This is a genomic window from Parabacteroides sp. KHUB-02 (assembly GCF_056640955.1).
In genome coordinates this window covers 4,286,936-4,311,774 of record NZ_JBWQEV010000001.1, presented here as the reverse complement: position 1 = coordinate 4,311,774, position 24,839 = coordinate 4,286,936, and the positions used below count along the sequence as shown (strand labels likewise).

The 24,839-nt window shown below is 44.2% G+C and carries 16 protein-coding genes and 4 riboswitches; of the genes, 6 read left to right on the top strand and 10 right to left on the bottom strand.

Going from position 1 to position 24,839, the window contains the following annotated elements; genetic code table 11:
• Window positions 1-79: 79 nt before the first annotated feature.
• On the top strand, window positions 80-1,456 hold the full coding sequence (locus tag ACYIA1_RS18240; protein ID WP_008772856.1) for an NAD(P)/FAD-dependent oxidoreductase: 1,377 nt from the start codon (window positions 80-82) through the stop codon (window positions 1,454-1,456).
• Between the two features lie 100 nt (window positions 1,457-1,556).
• Here ACYIA1_RS18240 and ACYIA1_RS18235 read toward each other — a convergent pair whose 3' ends face one another.
• The 8 genes from ACYIA1_RS18235 to accC all read right to left on the bottom strand — a co-directional run bounded on the left by ACYIA1_RS18235 (window position 1,557) and on the right by accC (window position 15,165).
• Entirely contained in the window at window positions 1,557-4,328 is a 2,772-nt protein-coding gene (locus tag ACYIA1_RS18235; RefSeq protein WP_480336166.1) for an FAD-binding and (Fe-S)-binding domain-containing protein, read from the bottom strand.
• Between the two features lie 63 nt (window positions 4,329-4,391).
• Complete coding sequence (locus tag ACYIA1_RS18230) at window positions 4,392-5,510, bottom strand: ABC transporter substrate-binding protein (protein ID WP_005867452.1); 1,119 nt, start codon at window positions 5,508-5,510, stop codon at window positions 4,392-4,394.
• Complete coding sequence (locus ACYIA1_RS18225) at window positions 5,510-6,874, bottom strand: DUF5074 domain-containing protein (protein ID WP_122143891.1); 1,365 nt, start codon at window positions 6,872-6,874, stop codon at window positions 5,510-5,512. Before ACYIA1_RS18225 ends, ACYIA1_RS18230 begins: the two co-directional genes overlap by 1 nt.
• Window positions 6,875-6,894: 20 nt before the next feature.
• Window positions 6,895-8,898 carry a TonB-dependent receptor plug domain-containing protein gene (locus ACYIA1_RS18220; RefSeq protein WP_034526476.1) on the bottom strand — a complete coding sequence of 668 codons (2,004 nt, stop codon included), beginning with the start codon at window positions 8,896-8,898 and terminating at the stop codon, window positions 6,895-6,897.
• Between the two features lie 38 nt (window positions 8,899-8,936).
• A riboswitch (cobalamin riboswitch) is annotated at window positions 8,937-9,141 on the bottom strand.
• Between the two features lie 109 nt (window positions 9,142-9,250).
• Window positions 9,251-10,933 (bottom strand): putative transporter, encoded by a 1,683-nt coding sequence (locus ACYIA1_RS18215; protein ID WP_005859616.1) that lies wholly within the window; start codon window positions 10,931-10,933, stop codon window positions 9,251-9,253.
• Window positions 10,934-11,233: 300 nt separating this feature from the next.
• A riboswitch (cobalamin riboswitch) is annotated at window positions 11,234-11,434 on the bottom strand.
• Window positions 11,435-11,591: 157 nt separating this feature from the next.
• Window positions 11,592-13,124: an acyl-CoA carboxylase subunit beta gene (locus ACYIA1_RS18210; protein WP_005859626.1), complete on the bottom strand. Its 1,533-nt coding sequence runs from the start codon at window positions 13,122-13,124 to the stop codon at window positions 11,592-11,594.
• Window positions 13,117-13,641 (bottom strand): acyl-CoA carboxylase biotin carboxyl carrier protein subunit, encoded by a 525-nt coding sequence (locus tag ACYIA1_RS18205; protein ID WP_005859628.1) that lies wholly within the window; start codon window positions 13,639-13,641, stop codon window positions 13,117-13,119. The genes ACYIA1_RS18210 and ACYIA1_RS18205 overlap by 8 nt, the downstream gene beginning before the upstream one ends.
• Before the next feature lie 12 nt (window positions 13,642-13,653).
• Window positions 13,654-15,165: an acetyl-CoA carboxylase biotin carboxylase subunit gene (gene accC / locus ACYIA1_RS18200; RefSeq protein WP_480336327.1), complete on the bottom strand. Its 1,512-nt coding sequence runs from the start codon at window positions 15,163-15,165 to the stop codon at window positions 13,654-13,656.
• A gap of 86 nt (window positions 15,166-15,251) precedes the next feature.
• Window positions 15,252-15,452: riboswitch (cobalamin riboswitch) on the bottom strand.
• A gap of 489 nt (window positions 15,453-15,941) precedes the next feature.
• Here accC and ACYIA1_RS18195 point away from each other — a divergent pair.
• From ACYIA1_RS18195 to ACYIA1_RS18175, 5 genes are all read left to right on the top strand, one after another.
• A complete protein-coding gene (locus ACYIA1_RS18195; RefSeq protein ID WP_121961567.1) occupies window positions 15,942-16,535 on the top strand; it encodes a sugar O-acetyltransferase in 594 nt (197 codons plus the stop codon).
• On the top strand, window positions 16,528-17,145 hold the full coding sequence (locus ACYIA1_RS18190) for an HAD family hydrolase (protein ID WP_121961568.1): 618 nt from the start codon (window positions 16,528-16,530) through the stop codon (window positions 17,143-17,145). The genes ACYIA1_RS18195 and ACYIA1_RS18190 overlap by 8 nt, the downstream gene beginning before the upstream one ends.
• A gap of 90 nt (window positions 17,146-17,235) precedes the next feature.
• Window positions 17,236-18,033, top strand: coding sequence for a TerB family tellurite resistance protein (locus ACYIA1_RS18185; RefSeq protein ID WP_008779150.1), 798 nt, complete (start codon window positions 17,236-17,238; stop codon window positions 18,031-18,033).
• Window positions 18,034-18,087: 54 nt separating this feature from the next.
• Window positions 18,088-18,284: riboswitch (cobalamin riboswitch) on the top strand.
• A gap of 112 nt (window positions 18,285-18,396) precedes the next feature.
• On the top strand, window positions 18,397-20,460 hold the full coding sequence (locus ACYIA1_RS18180; RefSeq protein WP_158532454.1) for a TonB-dependent receptor plug domain-containing protein: 2,064 nt from the start codon (window positions 18,397-18,399) through the stop codon (window positions 20,458-20,460).
• Window positions 20,461-20,482: 22 nt separating this feature from the next.
• Window positions 20,483-21,580: a sirohydrochlorin cobaltochelatase gene (locus tag ACYIA1_RS18175; protein WP_048927104.1), complete on the top strand. Its 1,098-nt coding sequence runs from the start codon at window positions 20,483-20,485 to the stop codon at window positions 21,578-21,580.
• A 73-nt stretch (window positions 21,581-21,653) separates the two neighbouring features.
• On the opposite strand, the gene ACYIA1_RS18170 is transcribed toward ACYIA1_RS18175, so the two are convergent.
• Together ACYIA1_RS18170 and ACYIA1_RS18165 are read right to left on the bottom strand one after the other, a co-directional pair.
• Window positions 21,654-22,583 (bottom strand): sirohydrochlorin cobaltochelatase, encoded by a 930-nt coding sequence (locus ACYIA1_RS18170; RefSeq protein ID WP_443899230.1) that lies wholly within the window; start codon window positions 22,581-22,583, stop codon window positions 21,654-21,656.
• 33 nt (window positions 22,584-22,616) lie between these two features.
• A complete protein-coding gene (locus tag ACYIA1_RS18165; RefSeq protein ID WP_480336165.1) occupies window positions 22,617-24,800 on the bottom strand; it encodes a TonB-dependent receptor in 2,184 nt (727 codons plus the stop codon).
• Window positions 24,801-24,839 lie beyond the last annotated feature (39 nt).

The following is a 24,839-nucleotide window of genomic DNA, read 5'->3' as shown; positions in this document are numbered from 1 at the left end:
CGTGTAGTAGTCATTTTCATGGCTACCGTAATTTATTATGTTTCCTTTGTCGGCGAATAAAATCTTAAATTCTTTCGACATGATGAAACACGAACTGGAGAAACAATTAGATGCGCTAGAAAAGAAAGGTGTCGACAGACGACATTTCTTTAAGTTATTAGCGGCGACAGGACTGATCGCGGGAGTTAATACCGGAAAAGCAAACGCTTTTTCAAGCAGCGCAAAAGGTAAAATCGTTATTATCGGTGGAGGAGCCGCTGGTATCAGTATGGCTGCCCGATTAAAACATTGGCTTGATGAACCGGATATCACCCTGATTGACCCCAGCGATCGTCAGTTTTATCAACCGGGATTCACTCTGATCGCCTCAGGTGTGTACCAACCGGAAGATGTTTGGAAGAAGCAAGAGGATTGTATGCCTAGCGGTATAAAATGGATAAAGGACTCGGTCGCCGCGGTTGATCCCGTATGGAATCAAGTAACGACCAAAAGTAACGGAAAGATTCCATACGACTTTTTAGTACTGACCCCGGGATTACAATGTAACTGGGAAAAAGTAGAGGGTATTACCCACGATACCTTGGGACAAGGAAACGCAAACTCTATTTACGATTTCGAAGGAGCCCAAAAGACATGGAAAGCTCTTCAAGAATTCGCGAAAAAAGGAGGCAAAGGTATTTATACCGATACCTATACAAAACATAAATGTGGCGGCGCCCCCAAAAAGATCTGTTTATTATCCGAGCATTACGCAAGGAAACAAGGGACACGCGACAAACTGCAATTGAATTATTTTACCGCATCGAAGGAACTATACGATATCCCGTATTTCACACCTCGCTTGCTAGAAATATATAATGAACGTAACATACCTATTAACTTGAATGTACGTGTAAAAGGTGTAGACACATCCGCGAAGCAAGTACATTTTGAGAAGATAGAGACAAAAGGCGAAGAAAAGATCGTAACGCCGTTCGTAGAGGATTACGATTTCTTACACTTCACCCCGCCTATGTCCGCTCCTGATTTCGTTCGTGATGCCGGATTAGGTTGGACAGAAGGTAAATTGGCCGCGGACGCATGGGTAATGGTCGATAAAGAGACCTTGGTACATAAGAAATACCAGAACATCGTTTCTCTGGGTGATGTAGCCGGTATCCCGACCAGTAAAACATCTGCCGCTATCCGTAAGCAAGTACCTATCGCCGCCAAGAACCTGATCGCGCTCATGGAAGGCAAAGAGCCGACCGAGAAATACAACGGTTATGCCGCTTGCCCGATCGTCACGGATTACGGTCATGTGTTGCTTTGTGAGTTTGACTACGAAAAGAAACCAGACATTTCATTCCCATTCTCGATGATCGATACATCAAAAGAGCAATGGCTTGCTTGGATCTTAAAGGTATATATTTTAAAACCGATGTATTTCAACGGAATGCTTAACGGTTACGCATAATATGAATAAAAAAAATCTATGAAATAAAACTCCCTATAATTTCGAATGCCAAACTACAAAGCCCCGGGTTTCAGTTGTACGAAACCGGGGTTTTTGATTTTTAACGAGTAGCCTTTTCCACTAAATAGACGATCGATTTATAGGATATCCCACTATTCATCGTCAAACCGATCTCGCACGTACGGCTATTGCTATATCCTTCCGTCGCCCCATGCAAATTCGGTTTCAAGTAATGAAGACCGGAAGCGTTTAGTTCCGGATAGAAGAAACCACGATCGCCCGCCCAACCGCAACAAGTAACTTGAGCGGGAGAGACCACCCGGTTTGCGCATAAGCCCGCCAGTTCCACCAGCTTGTCTTGTACTCCCATCTTCGTTGTACTACAAGTAGAGTGTACCGCTACCGTAACCGGCAACTTAGTAAAGTTCAGACGATCACGCATAAAGTCATAGATAAACTCCACAGGTTCATATAATCGTAAACGTTTATCCAAGGTTTCCCTCATATGCAGCAAGCAAGGGCTCATGTCACACAAAATAGGCAAGCGACCGTTATCGCTCGCCCGCAAAAGAGCCTCATTCAATTCCTCCGCCTTCTGCGCCGCTTGCTTCCGGAACCCTTTACTGCTAAAAGCCATGCCGCAACAAAGCTTACTTAGATTCTCAGGATAACGAATCGTAAAGTCCGCTCTTGTCAATAAAGCGATTATTTGTTCCGTTACACTTACAAAATCCACATCTTCATAATCAGCTGAAGCTCCCATCGTACGGGTAATACAAGACGGGAAATAAACCATTTCCATCCCATTCTCTACACCCGTCAGTTCCTTGAACTTTGACGCGCCAGAAGGTGTATGCCGAGTCCAAAGCGGGAATTTATGAGCGGAAGCCCTAAACAAGAAAGAGGCAAATCTCTCGAATGCGTTATACCCCACCAGCTTTGAAAGCACATGGGGCAGCTTAAGCAAAGGACGAAGCATACCCGTTACGGTTCCCATATTCCCGGCGATGCCCGAAGCGATAGCATTCGCCAAGACACCATTCTCTTTCCACCGTAACTCTTTGATCAATAAACCGGTATTAATACCAACCGGACATGCCGTAGCACATAGGCCATCGGTAGCGCAGGTAGCGTTACCTTTATAGTTAAAGGCTTTCTTGAGTTCTTTATATCGCTTAGAGTCTGTTTCCCCCTGTTCCGCCAAAGCCGATAATTCCCTATAGATCACGATACGTTGCCGGGGTGTCAATGTCACATGCCTTGACGGACATTGTATCTCACAAAAACCACACTCGATGCATTTATCGATCAGCTCATTCGCCAACGGTATTTGCTTTAAGTTCTTTATAAACACATCCGGGTCCCGATTTAAAAGGACACCCGGATTTAATATATTTTCCGGGTCAAAGAGCCTTTTGATCTTCCACATCAACTCATAAATCTCCTCACCCCATTCATCTTTAACAAATGGAGCCATATTTCGTCCCGTGCCATGCTCCGCTTTCAAGCTACCGTCGTAGTAAAGTACCACATCTACAAGGCTACGCATAAAAGAAGCGTAATGATCGATACCTTCCTGTGCGTTTATATCCGGAAAAATCGTGAAATGAACGTTTCCATCCAATAAATGTCCCCACATCACCGCATTTCCGTATCCATAATCCGACAAGACCCCACGCACTTGTTCCAAAGCCTCTCCTAAAACCTCTTCCCGGAAAGCGATATCTTCAATAATAGATACCGTACCCCGTGGCCGTCTTCCCGCAGCGGAAGTAAATAAACCGTTTCGTACCCGCCAATAAGTAGCGTAAAGCTTCGGATCGGTCGTAAATGATACCGGATATAAGGTCTGTATATCTGCTAGCCGCTCCTCTATATCCCGGAATTGGATTTGAAGTTCTTCTTCCGAATTAGAAGACGTGTCGATCAGCAACGCTACCGCATCCTCGGGTAAAGAATGTAATATCTCCGGCATCCCCGGTTCATCCTCTACCGCATGTAAGGCGTTTCTATCCATCAACTCGGCGGCGGACACTTTGCATTGGCGTAACGGGGCTATGGCTCTGCACGCCTCCATCAAAGAGGGGAAATAAATCAAGGCGGAAGCTTTTAAAGCCTCATCGGGGACTGTCTCGAAAGTAACCGAAGAAATAAACCCTAAGGTTCCTTCCGAGCCAACCATTAAATGCATGAGTATATCGTATGGATCGGTATAATCCAAGAAAGAGTTCATTCCATAACCGCATGTATTCTTCAACTCATATTTAGATAGAATCCGGTCTTCCATGTCTGGATTCAACAAGATCTCCAAACGGAAATTCATCAACTTCTCCAATAAGCCTATATGCGTTTGCATGAAATCCCTGCGACTCGCTAACGAAGAAGTATCCAAAAAGGCTCCATCCGCAAAGATAATCTCCATATCCCGGACCGTATTATAGGAGTTATGGATAATACCATAGCTAGAACCACTCGAGTTATTCGCTACGATCCCGCCGATACGTGCGGATTTGATGGAGGCAGGGCTAGGCCCTAGCTTACGGCCATAAGGTTTCAACCAGCGGTTCGCCTCTTCTCCAGTTATACCACAAGGGAATTTAGCCAAACTCCCATCTCCTGAAATCTTAACCTTTCCATAGTCAGGACTGATTTCCATCAATACAGAATCTGTAATAGTCTGGCCGGATAAAGAGGTCCCCCCAGCTTTAAAGGTTACAGATTTACCAGTCTTCTCACATTCAGCAAGAACACGTTTTACATCTTGCTCACGACTCACGATTTCAACTCGTTTGGGATTCAACCTGTAAATCCCGGCATCTGTTCCCTTCGCTAATGTAGTTAAAGCATCAGCATATACCTTTTTTATCTTCATAGTCTAATACCTTTATTTGTCTAGAAACGACATTTCAACAAAGATATGAAACCTTTAAGACAATCAGGGCATTTCTCTAAAATAACGGGGAGAATACCCGAATACTAGCTCCGGATGGAAAATCCAGATTAAATCTTTCAATAAATATTCCGGATGTATAGGGAATTCCTCGTAATAAGGAACTGCACCTGTATTACAGGTATAAATCCGTTTTTTTTTAAAAGCGTCGAAATTCTCGTAAGGAGTATATTCGGAGCGTAAATCGTTATAGGTCATCTCAGAAGACTGATTATATTTAACAAGCCAAATATCCGCATGGATCGCTTTATCAAACACGGTCTCAAACGCTAAGGGGGTACTTCCGGCACCCGGTAAATCCTTAAACATATAATCAGCTCCGGCGTCCTCGATAAGATGAGCCATATAACTATCTCCGGATGGTACATACCACGAAGAGCCGAACTTTTTCTCCGACAAAACAGTAGGACGATTATCTATATTTGCGGTTAAGTCCTTTAGAGACAAATAGGCTTGCTCTGTTTCTTTAAATATAGAATCGGCCATCTCTTCCTTTCCGAATAGCAAACCATAAAAGCGAATCCACTCCGTACGCCCCAAAGGAAATGCCTCCATATAGTCGGCTCCTTCGATAATGGGTATCCCTATCTTCTCGACAGGCCCATAACTACTGTTCTGGAATGGGGAAGCTATCACGAGTTCCGCGCCGATCTCTATCATTTTCTCTATATTCGGAGAGGTAGCCTCACCTAAATCAGCGATTCTTCCGGCCTGTATACCCTCTTGTATGGCAGGAGTATCCATATAACGAGGCTCACAAACGCCTATAACCTTATCGGTTTCGTGCAGTTGATCAATAATAGCCGCATGGACAGAAGTATAAATCACAATATCTTTTACCGGGACCTTCACGATCGTCCCTTTGGGTAATCCGCCGGGAACCGACTTTGTCCGGTCTACCAATAAATAGCGTTGAAGCAGACGGGTGCTATCCCACGGATCACGAACTTCCACCATTATATAGGTATCAAAGCGCTGAACCGTGAAACCTTGGGCATATTGAATACTATCAGAGGAAAGAGCTTCCTTGGAAGAAGTTTGCTTTCCGGATGGCGTACATGCCACCATCCAGAAAGCGAACCCTAAGAGAATCAGTAATCGCATTAGATATTATCTTTTTGAGCGAGGACTACTTTCATGGGATTTAAACCGGCCTCAAACTTCTTGAACAATTTACCGTCACCTCCGAAACAATAGATATCGCCATTATTCTTATAATCAGACTCTGCGACATAGACATTTCCACCCACGGCACTGATTGAATAAGGGGATTGTATTGAGGTTCCATCTGTAATAAAGCTCGTTCCCGCAGATTGGCTCTTTGTATCAAATGTTAAAAATGCAGAGCTAGACATTCCCCATTGCGCATAGAACAGAAATAGCTTGCCATCCTCATAGGCCATCTCCGTTGCGTTTGGACAATTCGTAAGGGAAGTAACCTCATAAGTCTCCGTATTTATCTTTTGTACCGTATTGGGTATATCCGCATAGTTACCCATAGAAACCACATATACATTTCCTTGCTCATCCGCCTGTATCCGTGTGGGATTCAATACTACATCCAACTTCTTTATCTCTGTAAAAGTAGACAGATCAACCACTGATACCGTTTTATCATACCCAACCTCGGTACTGTAATCCATACCTCCGGAGTTTGAGACAAACAATTTATTAGAAGATACCGCCAATTGTTCCGGATTCCGTCCGACCTTTACTTTCGCCTCAACCTCCAAGGATGCGGTATCCAAACGAGCGACATATCCATTATAATAGCTAATATAGACTTTTCCACCCTCTGATACCATATAACGGGGCTGCCCCTCTGTCTTGACTTGCTTAATGGATTTTGCCTTCAGATCTGTCACTTCTATCGTAGACTCTCCATATACCGCGATATACATCTTATCGCCATACACGATCATATCCTGTGCCGTATCTCCCAGCCCCCTGCCATTTTGAGCCAAGAAATAATCGGGGACAACCTCATCCTTTTCTATGTCGTACATATATAAAGAAGAGTTGTTATTTCCCATATTGCCCGAATTCAAGAAATATAAAGCCATGAAAGAACTATCCTTCACAAAATCAATAACTCTTACGGAAGCATAAACAGAAGACTCACCTTCCGCATTTGCGGCTATAACTAATAAATAGCCTATATTTACGACATCCGTAATAGCATATGAATGTGTTCCAACTTCTACCTCCGCAATTTTCATATCTTTAGCGGTTCCATCAGAGGAACCATAAATCACGTACTTTGTTACATTGTCAACAGAAGACGGAGCTGTCCAATTTAAGGTTCCACTAACTTTTAAAGCTTCCGGATTCTCATCCGTAAAACTGACATTAGTTACAGATACATTTGGTATGTTCAGTGAAGGCTCATTGTCATCATCACAGCTGACAAACGAGAAAGACATCAATGCACACAAGGCAGAGACACAAACTAAATTCTTCTTTTTCATTACTTTACTTTTATAGTTTACTAATAGGATAAACAAATACTTAAACGCCAAGAACGGCCCGGCATGGGATAATACTGAATAACATCATAATTCACGTTCGCAAGATTTAACAATTCACCTTGCAAACGCAAACCGAAATATCGAAAACGAAAATCTCGATTTATAGAAATACTCTGTTCTATATAAGAATCAATCCTGTTCCGATCTATATTTTGCGGCAATGCATAACGATCACCAACCGCAGTCAGTATATAAGAGACATTTACCCATGGATTTTCCAAGGTTACGGAAACCGTGCCAGAATGACGAGGTGTATAAGGAATCTGATCCTTATAATTCTTAGCTTCCGGATCTGTCACATCAACCGCGTATTGAAAAGAATAAGTGGAAGCCAAAAGCAAGCTCATTCGTAAGGGCAATCGGAATTGTGTAGATAAATTTACATCTACCCCTTTAATATCCACTTCGCCCATATTCATCATCTTCCAAACATACATGGTAGGTAAAGCCACGATCTTATCTTTCACCGTATTATAATATCCATCCGCCGAAATACTGAAATGCCGCAGCCAATCCCCACAGGAAGAACTCCATGTTACCCCTACATTATATTGGGAAGTTTCTTCCGGTTTCAAATTTGTATTTCCCATACGGAGGTAATACAAGTCCGTAAATGTAGGAACCCGGAATATATCTTTGTAAGAGGCACGTATCCGCAAAGTACTTTCCGAGAATGGCCGCCAAGACAAACTTACAGCCGGGGATAAACGCCTCTTATCATCCGGTTTTTCCCCTTGCTCCACTTTATCAGTGATATATGTTCCCAATAAACTAGCGGTAGCCGTGAATCGACTGTTCTTATATTGCACCGCTAGTACTGATTGAGAGGCCATTCGCTTTGGATTAGGGCCGTTCACAAAATTATTGTCCAGCATAGAGCGAGTTAAATCCGTAGTCAACGTCGCCGATACATACTTTATAGGAGTATACAGCAAACCTACAGAGCCATAATACTCATTCTGTGTATTCAAATCGACTTGTTCGCCCGCAGCATATTTATCATTTATATCTAAATAACGAGTAAAAGCATAATTATACTTAGCCATGGCCCGTAGCGTAAATTTCTCATTAAGAACATTCTTATACCCCGATTGCACGAAAAAGTTATTATCCCATAATCGTTCAGAAGTGTTCTTGTTATATAAATTAACAGAACCGGGAAGCCCCCGCTCCGAATCAAAATAGTACGCCTTAAAGGAAAGTTCGCCTCCCCTTCCAAAATCGCCGAATAGATTACCTTCCAAATGGAAAGAATGGATATCGCTATTTCTTCGCTTCTCTCTCGTTTCCAATTCCCCATTAATTAATGTATAGGGATATTGTCCATCCGCACGCACGAAATCACCATGTAAGGATGCGCTCCAACGCTTTCCTAATTTTTGATCATAATGCAGCACAGGATTAAAAAGCCCGAAGGAACCTCCCTTAACCTTAAGATAAGTATGAAACGATTTGTCTTTAAACGTGGGCTTTCCGGTTTGTATATTCAAGGCGCCTGCCGAAGCATACACCCTTGCCGTTTGGAAAATGTCATCCGACTGCCCGATTGACAAGGAAACCATCTCCACATTATCCAACGAGAAACGGCTGATATCGACTTGCCCGCTTTGCGCGTCCGTAATCGTCACCCCATCGTAACTGACGGCGGTATGCTTCGCCCCCAAGCTACGTACCGAGACCGTTTTCAATCCTCCGATCCCCCCATAATCCTGTACCGTAACTCCCGAGAAGCGTTTCACGGCCTCGGATAGGTCTTGTACTCCCAAGCGATCGATTCCCGCCCGGTCCATAATTTGCAAAGGCGTACCTTCACGGGTGACCGACGGACGTACCTTCTCCACCACTTCCACCCCGGAAAGCTCGTGATAGGCCGTCGTATCGATCTGTTGACCGTAAGCGACACCCAAAGAGAATAACCATGCGCTAAAAACGCATAGGCATCTTATAAGATATAAATCTCGCATAGCAACATTTAGATTTACCAACGTCTTCACCCGAAACGTCGCATAACAAAATCATGGCAGGTTTTCTGGCTCGTCCACCCTCTGTCGGCTACCTTCCCGCCTATCCGATAGGCAGTGGCAACAAGATTTGCCGGGGCTCCAAGGACTTACAGCTACGGGTACAGCTCCGGACTCGCACCGGATTCCCTTTTACTGATTATTATCGGAATCGATAACATCTACACCTTGATTGGCCGCAAAGATACATGTTTACTTTTTGATTAGCAACAAAAAAGCCCCCCGGCGAATCACTTCGGCGGAAGGCTAGGGAGTTTACACTTTTCTAAACATTACTAACAACAAAATATTTATTCTATGTATAAAAGAATAATATCATTAACTGTGCGGTCAACACACGCAAAAACATGGTCAATGGATAAACCGTCGCATATCCAACCGCCGGCGCATCATTTCCTGCCGCCATATTGGAATAGGCTAACGCAGGAGGATCGGTCGTACTTCCCGCAATCAATCCCATCAACGTAAAATAATTCAGTTTATAAAAATACCTTCCCACACAACCGATAATCAGTAGAGGCAATAACGTTATTATAAAACCATAACCGATCCAAGCTACACCACCCTTATTGACTATCGTATCGACAAAACCTTCACCCGCACTCAATCCCACGCAGGCGAGAAACAACGTGATTCCTAATTCCCTCAATAGTAAATTAGAACTTTGCGTGGTATAAGTAACCAATTTATAACGATAACCGAACCGGCTTATCAATATCGCAACGATCAACGGACCTCCCGCTAATCCTAATTTCACCGGTTGAGGAATACCCGGAAAACTAATAGGAAGACTTCCCACGATAATACCCAAAACTATACCAACAAAAATAGTCACCAAATTAGGTTCATTCAAGCGTTTCATTGAATTACCCAGCGTCTCGGCAACTTTCTCCACCGCCAATTCACTACCGACCACTGTCACCCGGTCGCCTATTTGCAAGACCAGATTAGGAGTAGCTACCAACTCCAGCCCCGCACGATTGATCCGAGTCACGTTAATTCCATGTAAACGGCGTAACTGCAAAGCCCCTAATTGCTTACCGTTGATTTCAGACCGGGTAACCAAAATACGCCGGCTGATAAACTGGCTTTCCGCCGGAATCCATTGCTTACGATCCATCTGTATTTCTTGACCGATAAAAGTCTTTATCGCCTCCACGTCATGCTCTGCGGTAATAACAAAAATCTTATCATCCCCATTCAATACCGTGTTCCCCGCCACGATCTCTATCCGATTCGTATCGTTACGTAAAATACGGGAAATAACAAATTCACGGTGTTCCAACAATTTAGATAGCTCACTTACGCTACGACCAAAAATCGCCGGATTCTTCACCACCAAAGAGATAGGTACAGCCTCTCCTCCCGATTCCGTATCCGTCTCTTCTTCCAATTGTTCCGTCTCCTTCGCAAAAGAGATACGGAAAACATAACGGATAAAAATCATCGACAAGATAATGCCGATCACACCTAACGGATAGGCAACCGCATATCCTAAAGCGATCGTTTCATCCGAGATCCCCGTCATATCTGAATAAGCCTGTTGAGCAGCGCCCAATCCCGGTGTATTCGTCACTGCTCCGGATAAGATACCTACCATTGTCGGTATAGGAATGCCTGTAATATAATGTATAATCAAGGCAGTAATCACCCCTAGAAAAACAATACCGCAAGCAAGCATATTCAACGTGATCCCTCCCTTTCGAAACGAAGAAAAAAATCCGGGGCCTACTTGCATACCTACCGAGTAAACAAATAAGATCAAACCAAACTCTCTAAAAAAATGAACGACCGACGGATTCGCCGTAAAACCGAAATGCCCGAGAAAGATCCCGACAAACAGTACCATGGTAATCCCTAAAGAGATACCGAATAGCTTCAGTTTACCAAGCTGGATCCCCAGAGCGATCACAACGGATAACAAAAGGATAGAATGCCCTACCCCTTCTCCCCATAACAATTCATTAATCCATTCCATATCTATTCATGTATATATTAATTTAAGATAAAAAAGTACCTCTGGCGAATCACTTCGGCAGAGATACACATATTGAACATTTAGTATCCCAGTTTAATCTGGCATCCATTCTAACAACATTTACTAATATATTTTCTATTTCTTATGCTGATAATTTAGACAAACTTTCCTCTTCCGGCAAAAGGGTTACCGGCCATTCAAATGTCGCACGACAGTGCGAACAGATCCTTTTCATACGTCTTTGTTCCTTTTAAGATATTGCTTATCTTTTCGTACTGCTTTCCTAATCCCTCGAGCAAAAACAGCCTTTAATGAATGGCAGGTCTTCTGACTGACTCCCATCTTGAAGCCTTCCCGGTCGCTAGAACCAGTGGCGATAGTGTTGTTTCAAGATGTTCTTCGGAGCTTCACAGCAGCGGGACTGTCCGGGATTTACACCCGATTCCCTTTTAATCCACATACCCGAATGGTATATGCGGAACCGATTCGGGAACAAAGATAGCATGTTTTCCGTATATATCATATCTTTTCGCTTTTTTGTTTACTTTTATTATCCAAATAAAAAAATCCCGGGACAAAACAATTGAACCGGGATCTTTTAACCTCTAAGCTATCCTCCCGACAGGAAGAGGCTTTGATTTTCCTTAAATAATAATTACTACAAGGGAATATTTCCATGTTTTTTAGGAGGATTACTCTGGCTCTTATTTTTCGCCATTTCCAACGCCTGAATCAATTTAAAACGTGTGTCTCTAGGTTGTATGACTTCATCTATAAATCCTTGCTCGGCTGCCCGGTAAGGATTTGAGAATTTCTCGGTGTATTCACGAATTGCTTGTTTCTTCTCCTCATCGTTGGCTTTCCGGTATAATATATTCACGGCACCTTCAGCCCCCATCACCGCAATCTCAGCCATCGGATATGCCAAGTTTATATCGGCACCGGTAGGCTTACTTGCCATTACGATATAGGCTCCCCCGTAAGCCTTCCGGGTAATCAACGTGATTTTGGGAACCGTGGCCTCCGCATAAGCGTAGACAATTTTTGCCCCGTGGCGTATAATTCCCGCATGTTCTTGCGTACAGCCCGGCAAGAAGCCCGGCACATCCTCGAACGTGATCAATGGAATATTGAAGCAATCGCAGAAGCGAATGAAACGTGCGGCCTTATCAGAAGCATCGATATCCAAGACTCCCGCTAAAAAGGCAGGTTGGTTCCCTACGATACCTATGGTACGGCCTCCCAAACGAGCGAATCCCACTACAATATTGCGAGCGAAATGAGGCATAACCTCGAAAAAGTAATGATTATCCACTATCGGCTCTATAATATCCTTGATGTCATAAGGGACATTAGGATCTTCCGGAATCACATGCTGCAACGACTCTTCTACCCGACGCACATCGTCAGCACAAGCTATAACTGGAGCGTCTTCCATATTATTAGAAGGCAGGAAACTCAGAAGTTCCCGGATACTCATCAAAGTCTCCTCTTCCGTATCACACACAAAATGTGCGACCCCGCTTTTTCCGCTATGTACCTGCGCCCCGCCCAGCTCTTCCTTATCGATCACCTCGTGAGTCACCGCCTTTACGACATCCGGCCCCGTGATAAACATATGACTTTGCTCTTTGACCATAAAAATAAAATCGGTCAAAGCCGGGGAATAACAAGCGCCCCCCGCACAAGGCCCCAAAATAGCCGATAATTGGGGAACGACTCCCGAGGCCATCGTATTTTGGTAAAAGATAGAAGCATAACCAGCCAAGCTATTCACCCCTTCTTGAATCCGGGCACCCCCCGAGTCATTCAAGGCGATGATCGGCGCTCCGTTCTTTAAGGCTAATTGTTGCACTTTCACGATCTTAGCGGCATTCGTGGCACTCAAGGTCCCACCGTATGCGGTAAAATCATAAGCGTAAACAAATACCAAACGACCATCGATCTTTCCATAACCACTTACCATTCCATCACCGGGAATCTTATTCTTATCCATCCCGAAGTTTGTACACCGATGCACCACGAATTTATCCAGCTCATTGAAAGTCCCTTTATCCAACAGCATCTCGATTCGTTCACGGGCGGTCATACGCCCGCAAGCATGTTGTTTCTCAATGCGATTCAATCCTCCTCCCAACGAGGCCTCTTTATTCAAAGCCTCAAAATCTTTATATAATTGCTCGTTATTCATATGAATCATCTTTTAATAGGTCTAAAGTCATAAGCACTTGATTGTTATCAACGGAATCTCCCTCGGATACCAATATATCTTTTACCACGCATGCTGAGCTTACCTTATAGTTACTCTGCATCTTCATCGCCTCAAGTACGACCACGGTATCCCCCGTTTCCAAGCGATCTCCTTTCCGCACAGGTATTTTCACGACTTTACCCGGCATCGGGGCGACAATCTTGTCATCTTGCTTCTCTTCCGCACTTTTACGCATACGCAAATATTTCTTTTGGGTATCTACGATATCCACATGATAGGAACGGTAGAACATATTCACGTCATAACTCCGATGATCTTCTCCGGAGATGATCTCCGCGTTAAATGAGTTCCCATCGTGCAAGACAGAACAACTGCCGTTCTCCGTCATCACGATATCCACATCATACGGCTTCCCGTCGATAGAAAGCCGGACTTTATTCCCTTCTTTACTGACCAATGTCACATCGGCCACACGATTTCCGATATGTATTTCCATAACCAATACCCGTTAAATCCGTAAGACACCTTTTTGTAAACCAAACTCCCGCCAACGGCTGATAGGACGTGTATCCACCAATTGGGTAGAAGTATTTTCCTCTAAATTCATCAAATAATCCATATAAGCGGCGATCATGGCGATATTCTCGATTTCCTCGTTATTACCGTTAGACCGTTGTAGCATCCGGGCATTCTTAGCGATAAATAATGTATTATATTCCCCTTTCACGAAATCAGGATTATGCATGATACGTTTCAAATAACTGAGGTTCGTCTTTAAGCCCGTGATTTTATATTCATATAGAACCCGGCGCATACGCTCGATCGCATACGCACGTGTCGTTGCCCATACGATTAATTTACCGATCATAGGGTCATAATAGACCGGAATCTCATACCCTTCATATACATAGCTATCGATACGTACCCCGATACCATTCGGTTCCGTTAATTGCCGGATAATACCCGGGGAAGGCATGAAATTATTTTCCGTATCCTCCGCACAGATCCAGCACTCGATGGCATGTCCTCGTTGGAAAAGATCTTCTTGACGAAGATGCAAAACCTCATTATTGGCGATACGGATTTGTTCCTTTACCAAATCCACCCCTACCACTTCTTCCGTGATAGGATGCTCTACTTGTAGCCGGGTATTCATTTCCAAAAAATAAAAATGGCGGTCCTTATCTACAAGGAACTCTATCGTTCCCGCTCCGGAATAATGAACCGCTTTAGCCGCAGCCACAGCCTTTTCCCCCATTTCTTTACGTAAGTCCGCTGTTAGGAATGGAGACGGGCTTTCCTCTACTATTTTCTGGTTACGACGTTGAACCGAACATTCCCGGTCAAATAGATGAATGACATTACCATGGTTATCTCCCAATATCTGGAATTCTATATGATGCGGCTCCTCTACGAATTTCTCTATATATACCGTATCATCACCAAATGAGGACAACGATTCTGAACGAGCCGTATGATAAGCCTCGACAACCTCGCCCTTCTCATGTATCAGGCGCATCCCTTTTCCTCCACCTCCCATAGAAGCTTTCAGCATAACAGGGAAACCAATTTCTTCGCAAACCCGAAGCGCTTCTTCCGCACTTTGCAACGGTTGCTCCGTACCGGGAACCACAGGAACCTCTGCGGCGATCATGCGTTTGCGTGCGGCGATCTTATCTCCCATCGCTTCCATCGTCTCCGCTGACGGGCCGATAAATATCAATCCTTCTTGCTTACAACGGCGTGCGAAGTCCGCGTTCTCCGACAAGAAACCATAACCGGGATGTATCGCATCGGCATGGTGCCGTTTCGCCGCAGCGATCAGATTGTCTATATTCAAATAACTTTCCTTGGAAGCCGCCGGGCCTATCAAGGCTGCCTCATCCGCATACATTACATGCCGAGCGGTACGATCGGTCTCCGAATATACAGCAACAGTGCGAATCCCCATCTCCTTACATGAGCGCATCACACGGATAGCGATCTCACCTCGATTCGCAACAAGCACTTTACGGATCATGTCGCCACGAGGACATAAATTCTCCATAAATCATTAACTATTGATTCTTATTCTTTTCGTACTGCTTTCCTAATCCCTCGAGCAAAAACAGCCTTTAATGAATGGCAGGTCTTCTGACTGACTCCCATCTTGAGGCCTTCCCGGTCGCTAGAACCAGTGGCGATAGTGTTGTTTCAAGATGTTCTTCGGAGCTTCACAGCAGCGGGACTGTCCGGGATTCACACCCGATTCCCTTTTAATCCACATACCCGAATGGTATATGCGGAACCGATTCGGGGGCAAAGATAGTATTTTTTATTTAACTATCCACTTCAGCCAGGCCGGAATATACGGAATACACGGATCCCAAGTAAAATTCCGTACAATAAGCTCACAAGAGAAGCTTATGCATAAAGCATTAAAAATCAAAATTAAAAAAACAGGATAATCTTTCTGCGAAAACACATACATGTTTTTGAAAAAAGTCGTACGTGTTTTCTGGAAAGGTCGTACGTGTTTTCCTGAATCCTTCCACCGAAAACAATAGCGCATGCTAAAATTTACAAGAAGCTCCACTTAAATGAGATGTTAAATGAAAAAGTCTTACTTTTTGTAGAGTCAACAGGCAAGTACAGTTTTTATACATTTCGTTTGTTCGTGTTCTCAGCTATTTTGTGTAACTTTGCGTATGCTTGAAGGCATATCAATTTGAAGCTGCCTATTCTTGCTTGCGTTACCTTGTCGTAATAATTGGCTCAAATAAAGAATAAGACTCTACAATGAGATGAATTGAACACATGAAAACTGAATATCAAAAATGTATGGATGAGGAGCCTTTCGACGGCTCATCGCCCGAAATAACGGAAATGACTGTCCGTAACAAAAGGCTACTACACCAACTCAGAGAAACGGATTATGCCGACAATGAGGCAAAGCAGCGCATCTATCGGCAGATGTTCGGAAGTATCGGCAAGGATGTTTACATCGACATAGACTTCCGATGCGAGTATGGGAAAAACATCTATTTCGGGAACAAGGTGATCGTGAACATGAACTGTACGTTCCTCGATAATAACAATATCATTATCGGTAACAACGTGATGATAGCCCCCGATGTGAAAATATATACCGCAACTCATTCCGTCCACCTCGCAGAAAGGATGCCGGAAAGGACATGTCCCGGAGCGTCCATCTGCGACACAATTGCCCGACCTGTCCTTATAGAAGATGGTGTATGGATAGGAGGCGGCTCTACAATCCTTCCGGGTGTGACTGTCGGCCAAAACTCTGTCATCGGAGCAGGCAGTGTTGTCGTGAAAGATATTCCTGCCAATTCCATAGCTGTCGGCAATCCTTTCCGTGTAATTAAAAATATCGAAGATAATGATTAAAAACCTCATTTTTGATTTTGGCAAGGTCCTTGTAAATCACGATTTGCAACCCTTGCTTGAACGACATTTCGGGGATGATGAAGTGTCGCTAATCGGTTTTCACAAGATTCTATCAGATCCGGAATTTATAAACATGTGCGACCGTGGAATAATCCCGTTTGAGAAAATGATTGACGGAGCGATAAAAAGGTATCCTGAATATAGTGATGCCTTCACGTTTTTCAAAGATAATTATCTTGAAGAGATAACAGGAGAGATTGAAGGTATGCGTGTACTTCTAAAAAAATTAAAGCAATCCGGATTCAAACTATATGGGTTGACGAACTGGAGCGACACAATCTACCGGGTCATGGAGAAATTCGACATATTCCGGTTGCTTGACGGTGTGGTAATATCGTGTGAGGAACATTTCATCAAGCCTGAAAAGGAAATTTATCTTCGCCTTTGTGACAAATATAGCCTTAAACCGTCGGAATGTTTGTTTACGGATGACAGAATGGTGAATGTGTTGGGTGCAAAGGCGATTGGAATGGAAGCTGTATTGTTCACAACACCCAAAGAATATATTTTTGAAATAGAGCGAATTTGCGGTATCAAAATTGAACAATGATGAATACCAGAAATTGCAACAGCCGGAGATGCGTTTAGAGAATAGCGAATATCGCACCATTGATTAACGACAAATAAAACAAAGAAGAATATGGGTATCGGAAAATGGATAGGCGGTGTCTTGGGGTTTATGGCATTCGGACCACTGGGCGCTTTAGCCGGTATTATATTAGGCTCTTTCTTTGAGGAAGAGGCAAACATGACGGGACAGCCCTTCGGTGGCAGAACCAATTACGATGATCAATATACACGAAGAGACCCATACGCCGGGGAGCGTAACAGTTTCCTTTTCTCCATGTTGGTAATGGCCTCCTATATCATCCGTGCCGATGGGAAAATCATGCACAGCGAGATGGAATATGTCCGTCAATTCCTCCGAAGGAACTTCGGCGAGATCGCCGTAGGCCAAGGTGAAGAGATATTGCTAAAGCTTTTCGACCAAGCCAAACGCATGGAGCAAGAGAATAGCATAGGATTCAAGAATACCATCCGGGAATGCGGAACCCAGATCGCATACAACCTAAGTTATGAGGAGCGGCTGCAACTGCTGGCGTTCCTCGCCGAGATCGCTAAGAGCGACGGTAATGTTTGCGCCACCGAGATCAACGCTTTAAAAGAGGTAGCCATAGCGATGGGAATGTCTGAAAAGGAAGTTGAATCCATGTTAAATCTTCAGGAAAACTCCCTAGATAACGCCTATAAAGTATTAGAGATAGAACCCACGGCTACGGACGATGAGGTGCGTGCCGCTTACCGCCGCATGGCTATCAAACATCATCCGGACAAAGTAGCCAACCTTGGTGAAGATATCCGCAAGGCCGCCAATGAGAAACTCCAAAAGATCAATGAGGCTAAGGAGCGTATCTATAAAGCGAGAGGCATGAAGTAAATAAGAAAATGGAAATATTTTCTCAATGTCTGTATTATTTAATTAAAAAGACCTACCTTTGCCCACGATTTTAGTAATCAAGCTATCACATAGTTTGGTGAGAGGGAATCCGGGGTGAATCCGGAGCTGTTCCTGCAGCTGTAATCCTCATTAAGTTGGTTAGAAGTTCAAAAGCCACTGTTCCAGAATTGGAATGGGAAGGTTTCTAACCAGAGGAGAGCCAGAATACCTGCTAAAGTCTTACAATAACATCAAGCTTCCAGGATAGAAGTATGTGTCATACAAAAAACGATTCAATTTATTTTTTGAGACATAACCAGATAGAGGCTTGTTGTTTTATTTCGTGTATAAATAAAACACTATATGAGGCTTTTAGCATTCGCTATTCTGGTGGCATGCGTACAATCCGTATGCGCCCAAAGCATATTGAAAGATCCGAAGGAACTTTCCGTGCTATTGAACGAGATCGTGGTCACCGGTACGGGTACCGAACACTATCTGAAAGACGCCCCTGTGCAAACAGAGGTAATCACCGGCAAAGCCCTTGACAGTTACCAAGGACGCAGTATGCAAGATATTCTGGAAGGGCTGAACGCTTCCATCACCTTTAATCCGAGCGACATGGGTAGTGGCATCCAGATGAACGGATTAGGTAACGATTACATCTTGATCCTTATCAATGGCAAACGGATCAACGGAGATACCGGCGGACAAAACGACTTGAGTATTATCAACCCCGCCAATATCGAACGTATCGAGATCGTAAAAGGTGCCGCCTCTTCCCTGTATGGCTCGGACGCTATCGCCGGTGTTATCAATATTATCACGAAAAAGAACCGGGATAAAGTGAGCCTATCGAATACGACTCGTGTCGGATCATATGGAGATATATTGGAAAGCGTACAAATCGGCTTTGGGCATAAGAGAGTGAATTCCACCACCTCACTTAGTACGACCCACACGGACGGCTGGCGAAATACGACCCAAGAATGGGACCATCACGAGGTAATGGATGGAACCGTGACACGAACCGTAAACCGATCCACGAACTTTACGTTAAGGGAGAACTTAACCTACAAAGTGAACGACCGGCTGAGCCTTTCGGCCGATGGCTCTTTTTACCAGAAATGGAATTATCGTCCGCACGGCGCATTCAAGTATTATACCTATGATCAATTCTACCGGAACTTCGATGTAGCCGGAGGAGCTAAATACGCATTGGGAGGGCAGAACTTCCTTTCGGTAGATCTAACGTATGGTAACTATAGCTATTTCTATAATTACCATCATAAAGATGTCACGAACTTCTTCGATCCGGAGACGGGTTTACGTATTACCCGTTATCCGGGGGAACATATTCTGGAAACCTCTCAACAACGTTTCCTAGGACAAGCCAAAAGCGTATTCCACCTCGGGGAAAACAATATCCTAAGCGCCGGACTCGAATATCAATACGATCATTTGAAATCTCCCCGGCGTATCGAGAACGGGAAAGCCTCCGTATTTACGGCTTCCGCTTATGTACAAGACGAATGGAATCCGACGGATCGGTTGAATGTGACGGTAGGTGGGCGCTTCGTCGTGCACCAAGAGTTCGGGGCTACGTTTACCCCTAAAGTCTCCGCCATGTACAAACTAGGCGACTTCAATATCCGAGCCACATACTCAAATGGATTTAAGGCTCCTACCTTAAAGGAGTTGCACGATGATTATATCACGCAGATCGGCGGCGGCCCGTGGAAACATTATTATGGTAATAAGGATTTAAAACCGCAAAAGTCCAATTATTATTCGGCGAGCGTAGAATATCATGCGTCGAACCTGCAGATCACGGTAACAGGATTCTACAACCGTATCAAGAACATGATCGCCTTGACCGAGATCCCGACAAGCGCCGAAGACCGATTGGATGAGATCGAGGCCAGCATGCAACACAAGAACTTATCCAAAGCCCGCTCTTTCGGGGGAGATATATCGCTCACCTATCAAATCCTATCTTCCTTGGCTATTGGTGGAGGCTATAGCTATACGGATGCCAAAGCGCAATATACGGATGATCCAGCCGACCCGAATTATATGCTCTACACCCCGATCAACGGAACCTCATTCCATAATGCCAATTGGAAACTAGCATGGAACCATGCGTGGAAAAAGTATAAATTGGATGTCACCTTGTTCGGCCGATACCAATCCACCCGCTTTTATATCACGGACGGTGATGGAAAAAGTTATCAGCTATGGCGATTGAATACCCGTCATAACGTATTGAAAAAGAAAAAATGGAACCTAGATATCAATGTCGGTATCGATAATATCTTCGATTATGTGGATCGTACCCCGTTCGGACGCCATCGTGGAACTACGTCTCCCGGACGGACTTGGTACGCCTCCTTTATCGTGAAATTTCAGAATAAACATAAACTATAAACAATCTTAAAAGTTAAATGCGATGAACAAATTTAAGTACCTTTTGCTTGCGGCGAGTCTATTTGCCTCAAGCGCAGTTTTTACCTCCTGTGATGATGGAGACGACGACAATACCGCAAACCCGGCGGAAGAAGTCGTAAAGACAAGTAAGAAACATGACACGGCGATCTTGTTGTGTACATTCGGTAGCACATTCAAGGAGTCTATCAAGACTTACGACGCAACATTGGCCGATTTCCAGAACGCATTTCCCGATGCGGACATCTATTTGTCATTTACCTCCCGTACTTGCGTGAATCGTGTAGAGGCAGAGACCGGTATCGCACGTTACCAACCGGACCTTTGGTTACAAGCTCTAGGAAATGCCGGTTACAAGAAGGTAGCGGTACAGTCCTTACACATCATCCCGGGTGAGGAATACCTAAGCTTGATGAATACGGACGTGAAGAAGAAATTCATGATCGAGTCTTTCCCGAGTGTTCAAGTCGTAAAAAGCCCTTGTTTGGTATACGACGAGGATGATGTGGAAGCCGTAGCGAAAGTCCTATACAGCCACTACAGTGATAAATTGGCTGATAACAAGAACATCCTTTTATTAATGGGACATGGTAACCCGGATAAAAACTATAACGCAAATACGAAATACACGGAAACAGAAGAGGCTATGCAAGCCTTGGCCGCTAACAAAAATGTATTCGTAGGTACCGTTGATTACGGAGATATGTTGTTCTGGCCGGAAGAAGGCGAACCTAATGAGGAATGTGTCTATTCCAAACTTACCAAATACTGCGAGGATCATAACTTAAAACCGGAAGAGATCACGATCTCCTTAGCTCCGTTCATGTCTATCGCCGGAGACCATGCGCATAATGACCTTTGGGGTATCGAGGAGGATGATGATTTCAGCGCTGCCGCTCCTAACGCCGACGCTTGCTGGAGACTAAAACTTTTGAAGATGGGCTTCAAGATTGACACGAAAGAAAGCCATAACGGAAGTTTAGAGAACTGTAAGATCATAGGCTTAGGCGATTACGACGCTGTTCGTCAGATCTGGGTGAACCATCTAAAAGCATTATATAATGATGCGGAGGCTTGGGAAACCGGAGAAGACTACCAGTAAATAATTGAGAATTGAGAATTGAAAATTGGTTCAGTAAGTACTCACTAATTTTCAATTCTCAATTTTCAATTGTTCAGTGTGTATATAGTTTCTTTCGATCAAAAATCGTCGCCCGTTTATATTTCATGGCGAAACGAATGTGATCGATAAATAAAGACCGGATCGCCGGATTCTCACCTAGAGGCTTTAAATAAATATCCACATCGAAACCCTGTTGGCGTAACCCCTTCTGCCAGAAATCAGCGACCGTATTTTCCGTACCTCGAATCAGTACGAACATAAAAGGAATCAACTGCACACTCTTATGACCGGCTTGGCGCATTTGCTCACCTACATCCTCGATCGTAGGGAAACCCTCACGGGTTCCGGCATAATAATCTTTCATTCCTTTGGTCTGAAACATATACCCCAATTTCGCATAAGCCGAGTTACTGGCATGATAAGTTCCGTGCGCCACCAATAACTTAGCCCCATTTTTAGTCACTCCGGAAGGTGAGGAAACCGCTTTCATCACCGCCTCATAATCGGTATCATCATATAACAAGGGATTACCTACACGCAAATCCTTAAACAAACCTTTCCGTTGTTCCGCCTCTTTGCGGATCGCTTCCATCTCCACACCCTCTATAATGATAGTCGGTTGGATAATTACATGGGTAAACCCTTGATCACGCAACTCCACCAAGGCGTCCGCCGGCAACTGAACCCAAACACCTTGCGCCCTCAACCGACTCACTACGCTACGGGCGCTATAAGCCTGCCGGACTTCCACGTCCGGGAAAGCCTCCTTGACACGCTTGTTCATCACATCGAGTACTTGGGCACGAGCTTCTGGGTAAGCACTCCCGAAATGTACCATCAAGATCGCTAACTTATCTCCCTTTTCCATGCTCTCCCGGATATCGGAAGCGTAAAACTCCCGCCCGGGTTTCGCCCATAACGAACAGGCGAACCCAAGCAGGAGTGAACAAACAAACATGGATCGTAAAAATCCCCTATACATTATTATATTAGTTGATAGTTGACATGTGACAGTTTACTGCTTGAAACGGACCAGAAGGCTGACGTAATAGGTACGGCCCGGGGTCAATGTAGCGTAATTGTAATTAAAGGGACGATCGTCTACATAATCAAAAAGGTTCTCGATACCTACTCCCGGTTCCAATAAGAAATCGCCGGCTCTAAACGTATGGCTCGTATTGAGGTTCCACAAGGAATATTTCGGCGCGTATCCATAAGAAGTAGAATAACGTTCCCCTTGGATGCGTCCGTTAAAATTCACGTTCAGCTTATACTTATTCCAAGTATGAGACCACATAGCCGCTACCGTACCACTATGTTTAACGGTCTTATCCAAAGGCTCATCCTCATATACGTTTTTTCCATCCATGAAACTATAGCCACCATTCAAGGTAAAGCCCGCTCCCAGATAACTATTGAAGGTTACGTTAATACCTTTGATCTTCGCTTTATCGATATTCGCACGCATCTGTATCTCATCATAGTCCGTACCATGGGCGGTGTTATAAGCATCCCGTTCCGCCGTATCCAATATCTTATAGTTAATCATGCTACGTACGTTATTCATAAAAGCGGACACGGACAAAGAGAAATACCGCATCGTATATTCAGCGCTCAACGTAAAATTGTCGCTCTTCTCCGGGTCCAAATCCGGATTACCGATCGTAAGGCGAGTCGCTCCGGACGCTTTCTTCTCCGATTCCGTATACAACTCCTTCAATTCAGGCGTCCGGAAACCAGCCGCATACGATCCGCGGAAATTAAAACCGCCTACCTTATACAGCAAAGCCACGTTAGGAGTCGCATAACTCTTAAAATTCTCATGGTAAATATAGCGCAAACCTGCGTACGCTTGGAAATGCTCATTGATATTGATCTCGTCTTGAGCATAAAGCGCGGTCGTGTACATACTTTTACCCGCTATGTTATCCGTCTCGCTACTCAGTAACTCTTTAATGAACTCCGTACCAGCCGAAAGCTTATTATATTTGCCCAAACGAAAGATTCCCTTGACATTCAAGTTATGGTAATGAATCCGTTTCGTCATATCACTCTCTCCGCTTTTCTTTCCATCAAAGAAATCCTTATACGTACTATGATTGTCCGACAGATAATCAGCGTTCAAATAAGAGTTCTTATTAATCATGTATTGAGCGCCCGCCCCATAAGTGAACGTCTCTTTTCTCATATCATAGTTGGTCGTATTCACTTTATCCATTGGCATCGGACGATCGCTGGAACGTCCGAAGAAAGTACCACGCACATAAAAAGACAAACGATCCGTAGCGTCGTACGTGAAACGTTGGTTGATCACGTTCCGGTGAAATCCCTCGGAAGCTTGCTTATTGGTAGGAACCAACTCGCCTTTACTCTCCGTATAGGGATTTAATTGCCAACCATCGGCCCGTTGATATTGATAAGAAGTATATGAACCGAACTTCCCTACATTCACGTCCGCGTTGACCGACTGCAAGAATTGGTTCTTGCTACCATAACGGCTATTGCTCGTCACGTTCACCTTATTGCGGGAATCATCCGTGATGATATTGATAACGCCGGCGATCGCGTCGCTACCATACAAAGCGGAAGCGGCCCCGTTCAAGATCTCTACCCGTTTTACGTTAGACATATCGATACGGGAATAGGTATCATCGCCGGCCAAACGCTTACCGTTTTCCAAGATAACCACGTATTTCTCTGTCAATCCGTTCATATTCATCGTAGCCCCCTGTCCGTTTTCCATAAATACGATACTCGGATTCAGCTTGGTCATCGCATCTTGGAAATTGGTTACGCTCGCCTCTTTCAAGTCTTTTCCCGTAAGCACTTTCACGGGAATAGGGGAATTACTCATGCGGCGATGCGAACCGGTACCGGTTACCACCACTTGATCGATATTCACATACTTTTCTTTCAGCTTAATAACGACATCTTTTTCCGAGTGATCCGTTTGATACACGCCTTGCTCATAGCCAAGGTAAGTCACACGAATACGATGTCTACCATCGGGAAGGTTCAGCTCAAATTTTCCGCTGGCATCCGTGGTTGTACCATTCAAGGATTCCGACACGCGGATATTCGCGCCCGGAATTGGTTCATTACTTTCATCCACGACCTTACCCTGTAAACGTACCTGCGCAAATGATACGTTTATCGCACAACTTACAGCTAAAGCCGCGCACAAACACTTTCTTTTCATAAACGATTTGTTATTATGTATATTTCCGCTTTCCTGACC

Coding starts and splice junctions, on each gene's coding strand:
- ACYIA1_RS18180 (WP_158532454.1), top strand. CDS start 18,397: ATGAGGCTTTTAGCATTCGCTATTCTGGTGGCATGCGTACAATCCGTA.
- ACYIA1_RS18190 (WP_121961568.1), top strand. CDS start 16,528: ATGATTAAAAACCTCATTTTTGATTTTGGCAAGGTCCTTGTAAATCAC.
- ACYIA1_RS18175 (WP_048927104.1), top strand. CDS start 20,483: ATGAACAAATTTAAGTACCTTTTGCTTGCGGCGAGTCTATTTGCCTCA.
- ACYIA1_RS18225 (WP_122143891.1), bottom strand. CDS start 6,874: ATGAAAAAGAAGAATTTAGTTTGTGTCTCTGCCTTGTGTGCATTGATG.
- ACYIA1_RS18195 (WP_121961567.1), top strand. CDS start 15,942: ATGAAAACTGAATATCAAAAATGTATGGATGAGGAGCCTTTCGACGGC.
- ACYIA1_RS18170 (WP_443899230.1), bottom strand. CDS start 22,583: ATGTATAGGGGATTTTTACGATCCATGTTTGTTTGTTCACTCCTGCTT.
- ACYIA1_RS18215 (WP_005859616.1), bottom strand. CDS start 10,933: ATGGAATGGATTAATGAATTGTTATGGGGAGAAGGGGTAGGGCATTCT.
- accC (WP_480336327.1), bottom strand. CDS start 15,165: ATGATCCGTAAAGTGCTTGTTGCGAATCGAGGTGAGATCGCTATCCGT.
- ACYIA1_RS18185 (WP_008779150.1), top strand. CDS start 17,236: ATGGGTATCGGAAAATGGATAGGCGGTGTCTTGGGGTTTATGGCATTC.
- ACYIA1_RS18230 (WP_005867452.1), bottom strand. CDS start 5,510: ATGCGATTACTGATTCTCTTAGGGTTCGCTTTCTGGATGGTGGCATGT.
- ACYIA1_RS18210 (WP_005859626.1), bottom strand. CDS start 13,124: ATGAATAACGAGCAATTATATAAAGATTTTGAGGCTTTGAATAAAGAG.
- ACYIA1_RS18205 (WP_005859628.1), bottom strand. CDS start 13,641: ATGGAAATACATATCGGAAATCGTGTGGCCGATGTGACATTGGTCAGT.
- ACYIA1_RS18220 (WP_034526476.1), bottom strand. CDS start 8,898: ATGCGAGATTTATATCTTATAAGATGCCTATGCGTTTTTAGCGCATGG.
- ACYIA1_RS18240 (WP_008772856.1), top strand. CDS start 80: ATGATGAAACACGAACTGGAGAAACAATTAGATGCGCTAGAAAAGAAA.
- ACYIA1_RS18235 (WP_480336166.1), bottom strand. CDS start 4,328: ATGAAGATAAAAAAGGTATATGCTGATGCTTTAACTACATTAGCGAAG.
- ACYIA1_RS18165 (WP_480336165.1), bottom strand. CDS start 24,800: ATGAAAAGAAAGTGTTTGTGCGCGGCTTTAGCTGTAAGTTGTGCGATA.